The 12,426-nt window shown below is 71.5% G+C and carries 12 protein-coding genes; 6 read left to right on the forward strand and 6 right to left on the reverse strand.

The features are described from left to right. Nucleotides 1–229, reverse strand: a 229-nt coding sequence (locus GA0115240_RS02965) for an NTP transferase domain-containing protein (protein ID WP_161301985.1), incomplete at its 3' end; no start/stop codon positions are given. 282 nt (nt 230–511) lie between these two features. Here GA0115240_RS02965 and GA0115240_RS02970 point away from each other — a divergent pair. Continuing rightward, a complete protein-coding gene (locus GA0115240_RS02970) occupies nt 512–880 on the forward strand; it encodes a DUF5955 family protein (protein WP_346267914.1) in 369 nt (122 codons plus the stop codon). Nucleotides 881–913: 33 nt separating this feature from the next. Here GA0115240_RS02970 and GA0115240_RS02975 read toward each other — a convergent pair whose 3' ends face one another. Then, nucleotides 914–1,684, reverse strand: a complete 771-nt coding sequence (locus GA0115240_RS02975) for an IclR family transcriptional regulator (protein ID WP_093735077.1) — start codon at nt 1,682–1,684, stop codon at nt 914–916. Nucleotides 1,685–1,890: 206 nt separating this feature from the next. Here GA0115240_RS02975 and allB point away from each other — a divergent pair, with 206 nt between their 5' ends. Then, nucleotides 1,891–3,276 carry an allantoinase AllB gene (gene allB, locus GA0115240_RS02980; RefSeq protein WP_256069515.1) on the forward strand — a complete coding sequence of 462 codons (1,386 nt, stop codon included), beginning with the start codon at nt 1,891–1,893 and terminating at the stop codon, nt 3,274–3,276. A gap of 2 nt (nt 3,277–3,278) precedes the next feature. Here the strand turns inward: allB and GA0115240_RS02985 are convergent, their stop codons facing one another. From GA0115240_RS02985 to GA0115240_RS03000, 4 genes are read right to left on the reverse strand one after another with little or no spacing between them, the layout of a single operon-like run. Then, on the reverse strand, nt 3,279–4,634 hold the full coding sequence (locus tag GA0115240_RS02985; protein ID WP_093735078.1) for a GH1 family beta-glucosidase: 1,356 nt from the start codon (nt 4,632–4,634) through the stop codon (nt 3,279–3,281). Nucleotides 4,635–4,653: 19 nt separating this feature from the next. Further along, nucleotides 4,654–5,493, reverse strand: a complete 840-nt coding sequence (locus GA0115240_RS02990) for a carbohydrate ABC transporter permease (protein WP_093735086.1) — start codon at nt 5,491–5,493, stop codon at nt 4,654–4,656. Nucleotides 5,494–5,515: 22 nt separating this feature from the next. Next, entirely contained in the window at nt 5,516–6,520 is a 1,005-nt protein-coding gene (locus GA0115240_RS02995; protein WP_093735079.1) for a carbohydrate ABC transporter permease, read from the reverse strand. A 13-nt stretch (nt 6,521–6,533) separates the two neighbouring features. Beyond that, entirely contained in the window at nt 6,534–7,877 is a 1,344-nt protein-coding gene (locus GA0115240_RS03000; protein WP_093735080.1) for an ABC transporter substrate-binding protein, read from the reverse strand. Between the two features lie 149 nt (nt 7,878–8,026). On the opposite strand from GA0115240_RS03000, the gene GA0115240_RS03005 reads away from it, so the two are divergent. From GA0115240_RS03005 to GA0115240_RS03020, 4 genes are all read left to right on the forward strand, one after another. Further along, nucleotides 8,027–9,343: an ROK family transcriptional regulator gene (locus GA0115240_RS03005; RefSeq protein ID WP_093735081.1), complete on the forward strand. Its 1,317-nt coding sequence runs from the start codon at nt 8,027–8,029 to the stop codon at nt 9,341–9,343. A 100-nt stretch (nt 9,344–9,443) separates the two neighbouring features. Next, the gene (locus GA0115240_RS03010; RefSeq protein ID WP_093735082.1) at nt 9,444–10,262 is read left to right on the forward strand and encodes an AIM24 family protein; all 819 of its coding nucleotides are present in this window, start codon (nt 9,444–9,446) and stop codon (nt 10,260–10,262) included. Nucleotides 10,263–10,512: 250 nt separating this feature from the next. Further along, nucleotides 10,513–11,136: a bifunctional 4-hydroxy-2-oxoglutarate aldolase/2-dehydro-3-deoxy-phosphogluconate aldolase gene (locus tag GA0115240_RS03015; protein WP_093735083.1), complete on the forward strand. Its 624-nt coding sequence runs from the start codon at nt 10,513–10,515 to the stop codon at nt 11,134–11,136. A gap of 27 nt (nt 11,137–11,163) precedes the next feature. Next, entirely contained in the window at nt 11,164–12,354 is a 1,191-nt protein-coding gene (locus GA0115240_RS03020; RefSeq protein WP_176724971.1) for a cytochrome P450 family protein, read from the forward strand. The last annotated feature ends 72 nt before the right edge of the window (nt 12,355–12,426 follow it).

Below are 12,426 nucleotides of genomic sequence, written 5' to 3' on the forward strand. Positions count from 1 at the left end.
CGGCCCGCTCGCGTACCTCGGCCGCCGCGGCACCGAGCACCACGTGCACCGGAGCGCAGCCGCCCGCCCGCAGCACCCGGACCGCGTGCTCCACCAGCGGCCGGCCGCCGAAGGGCAGCAGCGCCTTCGGCCGGCCGCCGAGCCGCCGCCCTCCGCCGGCCGCCAGCAGCAGACCGGCCACTTCGCCGTGCGCCGTCCCGTCCCGCGCCACCTCGCCTCGCCTCTGCATGACTCCTGCATACGCCTGCCGCCCGGTGCCGGAACAGGCCCCGGGCGGTGTGGCGCGTACGGGTATCGTCAAACCCCCCTCGCCGGCGGGCGCGCGGACCGCCGGGACCGCCGAGAGTGACCGGCCGGACACCGAGCGCCCGCGGCGCGGATGGAATTCGGCGCAAATTTCTACGGTCCTGTAGCGCAATGGCGCGCGGTCGCGTTTACTGATCCGCCCCGGGGGGCGAGGGTCCGGGCCCCGGGAGCCAGGACAACTCAATGGGGCAGGTAGTACGTGGTGGTGGGGGAGACTCAGGTGCTCGACGACGACCGCAGCGGCAGGTCCGCGCGGCCGGGCGGCGGCGGAGCGCAGCGGGGCGCGGCGGCGGGCCTGCACGATGCGGTGGCCTGGCTGCGGCGTGAACTCGCGGCGTACCGGCCGCTGTTACCGGACCGCGCGGTCGCCGAGGACGAACTGGACGAGCTGGCGGGGCAGGCCGCCCGGGCCGGCCGGGCCGGCATGCTGCCCGATTCCGAAAGCCTGCGGCACTCCTTGCTGCTGGTGGCCGCGGCGCTGGGCTCGGTCAGCGCGCTGACCGCCCCGCTGGACGCGTTACGGGAGGCGGTGGAGATCCTGGCGCCGCCGTACCGGGGGCGCGAAGGAGCATGATCCGGCCGTTCCCGCGACGGCGCGCGGCCGGCGTCACCCGACCGGCGTCCCGGCGCCGCGCAGCGCCAGCGCCAACTGGCGGGCCACATCGCGCAGGACGGGCACGATCTTCTCCGTGGCGGCCTCCGTGACCCGGCCCGAGGGTCCGCACACCGAGATGGCCGCGGCCGTGGGGGAGTCCGGCACGGTGACCGCGAGGCACCGCACGCCGACTTCCTGCTCGTTGTCGTCCACCGCGTAGCCGACCGCGCGGATACGCTCCAACTCGGCCAGGAGCGCCTCCGGTTCGGTGATGGTGCGGTCGGTGGCGGCCGGCATGCCGGTACGGGCCAGCAGCGCGCGCACCTCCTCGGGCGGCAGTTCGGCGAGCAGCGCCTTGCCGACCCCGGTGGAGTGCGGCAGGTCCCGCCGGCCCACCTCGGTGAACATCCGCATCGAGTACCGCGACGGCACTTGGGCCACGTACACCACCTCGTCGCCGTCCAGCAGCGCCATGTTCGCGGTCTCGCCGGTCGCCTCGACCAGTTCCGCGAGGTGCGGCCGGGCCCAGCCGCCCAGCAGCCGCGAGGCGCTCTCGCCGAGCCGGATCAGCCGGGGCCCGAGCGCGTAGCGCCGGTTGGGCTGCTGCCGGACGTAACCGCGGTCCAGCAGGGTGCGGATCAGCCGGTGGATGGTGGGCAGGGGCAGCCCGCTGGTCGAGGCCAGCTCGCTGAGCCCGACCTCGCCGCCGGCGTCGGCCATCCGCTCCAGCAGGTCGAAGGCCCGTTCGAGCGACTGGACGCCTCCGGCGCGGTCAGCAGGCACGTGCGTTCCCCTCGGTCGGTCGGGTCGGGTCGGTGCGGTCGGGTCGGTCGGGTGCGCGCCGCCCGGCTCGGCGCTACGGCCGGCGCCAGGTTGGCGGAAGATCTCTTTCGCCCTGCGGAATCCTACCGTCCTTGACGTTCCCGCCGACGCTCCCCACCATGGCCGTCAACGAAACGTTGAAGTAGCCGCTGACCGGAGGCCGTAGGGTGCGGGAGCCGCTGATCGACCAGGACCCGACGGACCGGCTGCTGCTGCGGTCCACCCGCGTGGTGACCCCCGACGGCGAACGCCCGGCCGCGGTCGCCGTCGAGGGCGGCGTCATCACCGCGGTACTGCGCCACGACGCCCCGGTCCCGGCCGGCGCCCGGCTGACCGACCTCGGGGACGACGTCCTGCTGCCGGGCCTGGTCGACACCCATGTGCACATCAACGACCCGGGCCGCACCGAGTGGGAGGGCTTCGCCACCGCCACCGCCGCCGCGGTGGCCGGCGGCGTCACCACGGTCGTCGACATGCCGCTGAACAGCATCCCGCCCACCACCGCAACCGCCCACCTCGACGTCAAGCGGGACGCCGCCCGCGGCCGGGTGCACGCCGACACCGGCTTCTGGGGCGGCGCCGTCCCGGGCAACACCGCGGACCTGCGGCCCCTGCACGACGCGGGTGTCTTCGGCTTCAAGTGCTTCCTGCTGCCCTCCGGCGTGGACGAGTTCCCGCCGCTGGACCCGGCCGGACTGCACGCGGCCCTGGCCGAGTTGACGCGCTTCGACGGGCTGCTGATCGCGCACGCGGAGGACCCCGGGATCATCGGCGCCGCCCCGCAGCGGTCCGGCCGCAGCTACGCCGACTTCCTCGCCTCGCGCCCCCGGGCCGCCGAGGACCGGGCCGTCGCGGATCTGATCGCGCTGGCCCGGCGGCTCGGCGCCCGGGTGCACATCCTGCATCTGTCCTCGGCCGGCGCGCTGCCGCTGCTGGCGGCCGCGCGCCGCGAAGGCGTCCGGATCACCGTGGAGACCTGCCCGCACTTCCTCACCCTGACCGCTGAGGAAGTGCCCGACGGCGCCACGGAGTTCAAGTGCTGCCCGCCGATCCGGGAGGCCGAGAACCAGGACGCGCTCTGGCAGGCCCTGGCCGGCGGGCTGATCGACTGCGTGGTCTCGGACCACTCGCCCTCGACGGTCGACCTCAAGCACCGGGAGACCGGTGACTTCGCCGCCGCCTGGGGCGGGATCTCCTCGCTCCAGCTGGGCCTGCCCGCGGTGTGGACCGAGGCCCGCCGCCGGGGGCACACCCTTGCCGACGTCGCCCGCTGGATGTCCGCCGGTCCGGCCCGCCTCGCCGGACTCGCCGCCACCAAGGGCGCCATCGCCGAGGGCCGCGACGCGGACTTCGCGGTGCTCGCCCCCGAGCAGACCTTCACCGTGGACCCGGCCCTGCTGCGCCACCGCAATCCCGTCACCGCCTACGCCGGCCGCACCCTGTACGGGGTGGTCCGCGCGACCTGGCTGCGCGGCCGGGTGGTGGCGCGCGGCGGCGCGGTGACCGGCGAGCCCGCCGGCCGGCTCATCGAACGGCCGGCCGGCGGGAGGTGAGCTCAGGCCGCGCGGCGCACCCGGCGGCGGTGTGCCGCGATGAGGTCGGCGTAACGCCGTCCGCTGCCCTTGATGGTGCGCTTCTGGGTGGCGTAGTCGACGTGCACCATGCCGAAGCGCTTGTCATAGCCGTACGCCCACTCGAAGTTGTCCAGCAGCGACCAGGCGTAGTAGCCGGCCAGCGGGACCCCGCGCCGGATCGCGCGGGCGCAGGCGGCCAGGTGCTCCTCCAGGTACTGGGCCCGCTCCGGGTCGTCCACCTGACCGTCCGCGCCCACCGTGTCGTGGTAGGCCGAACCGTTCTCGGTGACGATGATGCGGCGGGCGCCGTACTCCTCGGAGAGCCGGACCAGCAGCTGCTCCAGGCCGTCGGCGTTGACCTCCCAGTCCATCGCGGTGCGGCGGACGCCCGGCAGGTACACCGACTTGGCGTGCGGCGCCGGGCCGGTCGGGTCGTCCGTGATGATCTGCCGGAAGTAGTAGTTCAGACCCAGCCAGTCCAGCGGAGCCGCGATCGACTCCAGGTCGCCGTCCTTGATGGGCAGGTCCACTCCGTACAGGTCCAGCATGTCCTGCGGGTAGCCGCGCCCGTGGATCGGGTCCAGCCACCAGCGGTTGGTGTGTCCGTCGGCCCGCCGGGCCGCCGCGATGTCGGCCTCCCGGTCGGTGGCCGGCTCGCAGGGGCTGAGGTTGTTGACGATGCCGATCCGCAGGTCCGGATGGGCCGCCCGCAGCGCCTGCATGGCCAGACCGTGCCCGACGTGCAGGTGGTACGAGGCGCGCACCGCCGCGGTCAGATCGGTCCAGCCCGGAGCCATGGTGCCCTCCAGGTGGCCGATCCACGCCGAGCACAGCGGCTCGTTGAGGGTCGCCCAGTCCTTCACCCGGTCGCCGAGTGCCTGGCCGACCACGGCGGCGTACTCGCCGAACCGCTCGGCGGTCTCCCGCTCCGGCCAGCCGCCGCGGTCCTGCTGGGCCTGCGGCAGATCCCAGTGGTACAAGGTGGCGTTGGGCGTGATGCCCGCCTCCAGCAGGGAGTCGACCAGCCGGTCGTAGAAGGCGAGTCCGGCCGCGTTGACCGCGCCCCCGCCCTGCGGGACGATCCGCGGCCAGGCGATGGAGAACCGGTAGGAGTCCAGGCCCAGAGCCTTCATCAGCTCCAGGTCCTCGGCCGTGCGGTGGTAGTGGTCACAGGCGACGTCGCCGGTGTCGCCGCCCGCGACCTTGCCGGGGGTGTGGGAGAAGGTGTCCCAGATGGACGGGGCCCGGCCGTCCTCGTCCACCGCGCCCTCGATCTGGTAGGCGGCGGTGGCCGCGCCCCAGATGAAATCGGCGGGAAGAGCGCTCAGGTCGTTCACAAGTTACCTTTCGGTGGGGTTACTTGACGGCGCCGGCGGTCAGTCCGGCGACGAGGTAACGCTGCAGGGCAAGGAATCCGGCGACCACCGGCAAGCTCACCACGAGCGAGGCGGCCATGACCTGGTTCCAGTACACGTCGTTCTGAGTGGCGTAACTGCGCAGGCCCACGGCCAGCGTTCGGGTGCTGTCGTTGGTCATGATGGAGGCGAAGAGCACTTCGCCCCAGGCCGTCATGAACGCGTAGACGGACACCGCGACGATGCCGGGGATGGCAGCCGGTACGACGACCCGGAACAGCGCGCCGAACGGGCCGCAGCCGTCGACCTTCGCGGCCTCGTCCAGGTCGCGCGGGATGGAGTCGAAGTAGCCGACCAGCATCCAGATGGAGAAGGGGAGCGAGAAGGTCAGATACGTGATGATCAGGCCGAGCCGGCTGCCGTAGAGCTGGATGCCGGTGGAGTTCCCGATGTTGACGAAGATGATGAACAGCGGCAGCAGGAAGAGGATGCCGGGGAACATCTGCGTCGACAGCACGGTCACCGTGAACAGCCGGCGGCCCGCGAAGCGGTAGCGGCTCACCCCGTAGGCCGCGAAGATCGCCACCGCGACGGACAGCAGTGTCGCGCTGACCGAGACGATCAGCGAGTTCATGAAGTAGTGCGCCAGCGGCACGGTCGACCAGATGTCGATGTACGGCCGGATGGTGAGGTGGCTGGGGATCCACTTGAAGGACCCCTGGACGTCCTGGAGGTTCTTCAGCGACGAGCTGAGCATCACGTACACGGGGATGAGTACGAACAGCAGCAGCAGCGTCAGCAGGATCCGCCGGGTCCACAGAAAGGACTTCGGCGCCGCCATGGGGGACTGCTCGGCAGGCATCCTAGACATCGGAGTCACCCCGCTTCCTGGACGTGAGCAGCAGGTAGATCGCGGTGACCAGCAGCAGGAAGAGCAGCAGCAGCACGGACATGGCCGAGCCGGAGCCGAAGTTCCAGGTGATGAACGACGACTGGTAGATGTGGATGGAGATCAAGTCGGCCGCGTGCGGCGCCGATTGACCGAACATCACAAATGGTGTGTTGAAGTCGTTGAACGTCCACAGGAAGAGCACCAGCACCAGCACCTGGTTCACCGGCCGCAGCGACGGCATGGTGATCTTCCTGATCTGCTGCCAGATACCGGCGCCGTCCATCGCGGCGGCCTCGTAGAGCTCACGCGGGATGTTCTGCAGACCCGCCATGATGCACAGGAAGGCGAACGGCCAGCCCTTCCAGACCGAGACGATGACCAGCGCCCAGAAGCTGTTGGGGCCGATCAGCCAGAACGGCTTGTCGGAGGTGATGTGCAGCTGGTCGTGCAGCACGTGGTTCACCAGGCCGGTGTCCTGCTGGAACATGAACGTCCAGGTGATGACCGCCGTGTAGACCGGCAGCGCGTACGGCACCAGGAAGATCGCGCGCAGCAGGGCGCGGCCGCGGAAGGCGTCCTGCAGCAAGATGGCCGCGACGGTGCCGAACAGCCAGCAGAAGGCGACCGACAGCACGGTGAAGCCGCAGGTCACCCAGAACGAGTGCAGCAGCGCCTCACCGACGGGCTGGTTGAACTTCACCGCCAGGCGGTAGTTGTCCAGCCCGTTCCAGGGCGCGCTGCCCCAGTCGCGGATGAAGAACTGGGTCAGACCTTTGAAGCTGATGACGATGCCGAACACCATGGGGATGAGGTGGATCAGCAGTTCGAGGATCAGCGCGGGGAACAGCAGCAGATACGGCAGGCCGATCTGGCGCAGCCGGACGGGGATGCGCGGCCGGAGCCGGCCCCCGGCAGCGGACTTGCCGCTGGGGGGACCGGCCTCGGGGGCGCTCCGGGGAGGGGCGGTGGCAGTCATGAAGAGCCGATCCTTACGATGCGGGCATCTGCTGCTGAGCCTTGGTCAGCTCGGTCTTCACGGACGAGTCCGTGACGGCCTTGCCGGCGGCGGCGTCGGCGAACAGGTTCTTGACCGCGGTACCGACCAGCGTCTCGAACTGGCTCTCGTTCGGGACCTGCGGCAGGGGAGCGGCGGAGCTGCCGAGCACACCGGCGAGGACCTTGAGATCGGGCGTCTGGAAGGCGGGGTCGCTCTGCGCCTCCTTGACCGGCGGCAGCGAGCCGTAGGTGCCGTTGAGGATCTTCTGCTCCGGGGTGCTGGTCAGGAACTTGACCAGCTGGACGGCGGCGTCCTGGTGCTTGCTGTTCTTGAACACCGCGACGTTGATGCCGGCCACCATCGACGTCACACCGGCGTCGCCGGTGGCGCCCTCGGTCTGGGTCGGGACGGGCACCACGCCGTACTGATCGGGCGTCATGCCGTGCGCCTTGATGGAGGTGGCGGCGGACTGCCACATCATCATCGCGGCCTTGCCGGTGGCGAAGTCGGTGATGGTCTGGTTCTGCGCGTACTCGGCGTCGCCCTTGGCGGCGATCTTGTCGCTGGCGATGAAGTCGACGTACTGCTTGACCGCCGCGACGTTCTGCGGGGTGTCGAAGGTCGCCTTGCCCGACGCGTCGAACCAGCTGGAGCCCCGCTGCTTGGCCAGCACGAAGGCGTGGTGGATGTTCTCCGAACCGTTGCCGCCCTCGACCGCGAGGCCGTAGTGGCCGTCCTTGGTCAGCGCCTTGCCGTCGGAGACCAGCTGGTCCCAGGTCTTCGGCGGGGTCAGACCCGCGTCGGCGAACATCTTCTTGTTGTAGTACAGACCGTAGGCCATCGAGTAGATCGGCACCGCGGCGGGGTCCTGGCCGGCCGCGCCGGCGGAGGCTATCGCGGCGGGCGCGAAGCGGTCCTTGCCGCCGATCTTGGCGAAGTTGGCGGCGTCCCACGGCAGCAGCGCGCCGGTCGCCTGCAGCGACGCGGACCAGGTGTTGCCGATGTTCAGGACGTCGGGGCCCTGGCCGGACGTGGTGGCCGCCAGGATCCGGTTGAGCAGGTCCGCCCAGCCGACGACCTCCAGCTTGACCTTGATGCCGGTCTGTTGGGTGAACTTGTTCAGCTCCGGGGTGAGCACCTGCTTGTCGTTGTCCAGGCTGGTGCCCTGGTTGCTGGCCCAGTACGTGATCGTCTGGCCCTTGAGGCTGCCGGGGTCACTGGAGGACTTGTCACTGCTCTTGTCGGAGCCGCCGCCGCAGGCGGACAGGGTCAGACCGAGCGCGGCCACGAGGGCAGTGGCCGCGAGGAGTCTGCTGGACGTGCTGGAGGTGCGCATACCGGTTCCCTCTCAGGGGGTGGGATCGCTTCAGGAAGTGAACAGCGTCTGTGCCTTAATTCAGGCCGTGATTTAACTTGTGAGAAAAGGTGGCGTCAAGACCCCGTGCAGCGATAGATTTCCGCCGGACGGTGTGGGAGGGAGACTTGATGGCAGAGCGCGGCAAGCGGACCGTGCGTGACCTGCGGCGGGGCAACCGTGCATCGCTTCTGCGTCATTTGTATTTCGAAGGCCCCCTCAGCCGTCAGGAGTTGGGCCGGGACACCGGCCTGAGCGCCGGGTCCATCAGCAACGTCGTCGGCGAGCTGATCGCCGACGGCATGGTCGAGGAGGCCGGGGCCGTCGAGTCCGACGGCGGCCGTCCCAGGATCCTGCTCCAAGTCGCGGCCGGCTTCGGCCATGTCGTCGGTGTGGACGTCGGCGAGACCCGGGTCCGGGTCGAGCTGTTCGACCTCGCGCTGACCGAACTGGCCTCCGCCGACCTGCCGCTGTCCGACAGCGGCCACGACGTGGACCACGTGGTCCGGCTCGCGCTCGAAGGCATCGCCACCGTGGTCCGCGAGGCGGGCATCGACGACAGCGAGGTGCTCGGCGTCGGCATCGGCGTGCCCGGCATCGTCGAACAGGGCGACCCCGACGGCAGCGCCCCCGGCGAGGGCAGCGGCATCGTCGTGCACGGCCAGACCATCGGCTGGGACGCGGTCCCGCTCGGCCGGCTGCTGCGGGCCGGCACCGCCCTGCCGCTGTACATCGACAACGGCGCCAAGACCCTCGGCCAGGCCGAGATGTGGTTCGGCGGCGGCCGCGGCTCCGGCAACGTCGTCATCGCGCTGATCGGCTCCGGGGTCGGCGCGGCCGTCGTCGCCGACGGCAGCCCGTACCACGGCGCCAGCAGCAGCGCCGGCGAATGGGGCCACACCACCTTGCGGGTCGGCGGACGCACCTGCCGCTGCGGCTCCCGCGGCTGCCTGGAGGCCTACGTCGGCGCCGAGGCGCTGCTCGGCCGCTGGCCGGCCGCGCCCGAGGCAGTCAGCGAGGAGATCGGCCTGGCGGCCCTGCTGGCCGCCGCCGACCACGACCCCGAGGCCGCCGCGCTGCTCGCCGAGGCCGCCGAGTACCTCGGCGCCGGCATCGCCGACCTGATCAACCTCTTCAACCCGCAGCGCATCGTGATCGGCGGCTGGGCCGGCCTGCTGCTCGGCCCCCGGCTGCTGCCCGCCGTCCGCGAGGTCGCCGCCGCCTACGCGCTGCACCACCCCTGCGCGCAGACCTCCATCGAGCTGGGGCGGCTCGGCGCCGACGCGGTCACCGTGGGCGCCGCCACCCTCCCGCTGGCCCGCTTCCTGGACACCGGCGGCGAGCGCACGCCGCGGGTCCCGGCCGACCGGAGCGGCGGCCACGACGACGGCGACCGGACCGAGCGCCCCGAAACCCTGCGGAACCGAATCGCGCGCGCGGTACGTTGATCCGGCGGTGCACCCCGGTTCCGTGCACGCCGGCCGGCGTGGCCCGGCGTCGCTTCACGGGGGGCCGGCCTCATCCCCGAGCACGCCTTAGGAGCCCGCTGTGACCCTGCAGCAGCAGATCGTCGGCAACGCCATGCAGATGGCCATCTGCACCCTCAGCCCGGGTCAGACCGTCTACTGCGAGGCGGGCAAGTTCCTCTTCAAGACCTCCAACGTCGCGATGGAGACCCGTCTGGGCGGTCCCGGCACCCGGGCCGGCGGCGGCGCCCCCGGCCAGCAGGGCGGCGGCATGGGCGGGCTGCTGCGGCAGGCCATGGGCACCGCCATGCAGGTCGGCCAGCGCGCGCTGGCCGGCGAATCCCTGGCCTTCCAGTACTTCACCGCCTCCGGCGGCGAGGGCACCGTCGGCTTCGCCGGGGTGCTGCCCGGCGAGATGCGGGCCCTGGAGCTGACCGGCTCACGGGCCTGGTTCGCCGAGAAGGACGCCTTCGTGGCGGCCGAGTCCAGCGTGCAGTTCGGCATCGCCTTCGCCGGCGCCCGGCAGGGCATGAGCGGCGGCGAGGGCTTCATCCTGGAGAAGTTCACCGGCCACGGCACCGTGATCATCGCCGGCGCGGGCAACTTCATCGACCTCAACCCGGCCGACTTCGGCGGCCGGATCGAGGTGGACACCGGCTGCATCGTGGCCTTCGAGGAGGGCATCCAGTACGGCGTCCAGCGCATCGGCGGCCTCAACCGGCAGGGCATCATGAACGCCGTCTTCGGCGGCGAAGGACTCTCCCTCGCCACTCTGGAGGGTGATGGCCGGGTCATCCTGCAATCCATGACACTGGAAGGGCTCGCCAACGCGCTCAAGAAGGCGCAAGGTGGGGACAAGCAGGGCCCGACGGGCGGAATGTTCTCCACCCACGTGGGGTGACACCCGCCTCCGTCGGCGCGAACGACCACGACGGGGTGAGCGATGTCACACGGTTGGTGCCGGCGACGATCTACGCGGGATGACCCGACGGCCCCAGCGGTCTCATGCTCCTCTCATGTCACGGTGCGGTGACGCTGCGGCTTCACCGCCTGTCAGGGCCGCCCACTACGGGTAGCGTGCAGACCCCGTGCACCGCGACGCCGCGCTGCACCCCCGCCGTGCAGACCCCGAGGAAGGTGGGCGAATCGCCGTGTACCGCTGGGAGATCACCCGGGCCGCACTCGACCAGCGGGTATTCGCCACCATCCGCAGCGAGAGCTACGACCAGGCCGCCGCGACCGCCGACACCCTGCTGTCGGCGGGGCTGACCACCCTGGAGATCTCCCTCACCACGCCCTTCGCGCTGGAGGCCGTCACCACCCTGGTGCGCGAGGTCGGCGACGACGCGGTGATAGGCGCCGGCACCGTCCTGGACGAGGTGTCCGCCCGGATGGCGATCGAGGCCGGCGCCCGCTTCCTGCTCTCGCCCAACCTGGACGAGCAGGTGCTGCGCACCGGCCACCGCTACGGCATACCCGTCTTCCCCGGTGTTTCCACGCCCACCGAAGCCGTCCACGCCATGGAATTGGGCGCCGACGCGCTCACCCTCTACCCGGCCACCGCCTACACGCCGGACTGGGTGATCGACGTCCGCGCGATCATTCCCCAGGCCGCGCTGCTGCCCATCGGCGGCATCACCGTGGCGGACGCCCCGCACTGGGTCGCCGCGGGCGCCGTGGCCGTCGGGATGGGTTCCTCGCTGACCGACGGCGACCGGGAGACGGTCACCAAGCGGCTCACCGAACTGCTGGAGCGCCTCGCCGACGTGCGGTGAGGGCCATTGCGTACCGAGGGGATGCCGATGAGCATCATCGAGACCATCGATCTGGCCGGATACGGCGAGGAGTTCATCGCCGACCCGTACCCGGTTTACGCCCGACTGCGCGAACAGGGTCCGCTGCACCACGTCAACACGCCGTCCGGCGGCGAGATGTGGCTGGTCGTCGGCTACGAGGAGGGCCGCGCCGTGCTCGCGGACCCGCGGCTGAGCAAGGACTGGCGGACGCTGCTCGACGACCCGGACGACCTCTACGTCATCAGCGCCAACATGCTGGAGTCCGACGCCCCGCAGCACAGCAGGCTGCGCAAGCTGGTGGCCGGCGAGTTCACCTCCCGGCGGATCGAGGCGCTGCGGCCCCGCGTCCAGGACATCACCGACCGGCTGCTCGACGCGCTGCCGCCGAGCGGCAGCGCCGACCTGATCGAGGCGTTCGCCTTCCCGCTGCCGATCACCGTCATCTGCGAACTGCTGGGCGTACCCGACCTGGACCGCGGCATGTTCAGCGCCCTGTCCCGCAAGGTCATAGGGGAGAACACCGGTTACGACGAGGAGGCCGCCGCCGCGGCCGACCTCGGCGGCTACCTCACCAGCCTGATCGAGGACAAGCGGCGCGGCGGGCCGCAGGCCGACCTGCTGAGCGCCCTGATCCAGGCCCGCGACGAGGAGGGCGACCAACTCTCCGCCGAGGAACTCGTCGGAATGGCTTTCCTGTTGCTGGTGGCCGGCCACGAGACGACCGTCAACCTCATCGCCAACGGCGTCCTGGCGCTGCTGCGCCACCCCGACCAACTCGCCGCGCTGCGCGCCGATCCCGGGCTGATGGACGGCGCCGTCGAGGAAATGCTGCGCTACGAAGGGCCGTTGGAGAACGCGACCTACCGCTTCACCCGCGAGCCGACCGAGATCGCCGGCCGGCTGGTACCGGCCGGGCAGGTGGTCACCGTCGTCCTCGCGGCCGGCAACCGCGACCCCGGCCGCTACCCGGCGCCCGACACCTTCGACATCCGCCGCGACCCCCGGGGCCACCTCGCCTTCGGCCACGGGGTCCACTACTGCCTGGGCGCGCCGCTGGCCCGGATGGAGGGCCGGATCGCCATCACCTCGCTGCTGGCCCGCTGCCCCGACCTGACGCTGGACGCCCCGGCCGCCGAGCTGCTGTGGCGGCCGAGTTCGCTGATCCGGGGAGTGCACCGGCTGCCGGTGCGGTTCTGAGCGGCGGCCGGCCCTGCCCGGCCCACCCCCGCCCGGCCCCCCGCCCGGTGCGGGGCCGCCGGCCGTCCGACC

The organism is Streptomyces sp. DvalAA-14 (genome assembly GCF_900091855.1).
Lineage (GTDB): Bacteria > Actinomycetota > Actinomycetes > Streptomycetales > Streptomycetaceae > Actinacidiphila.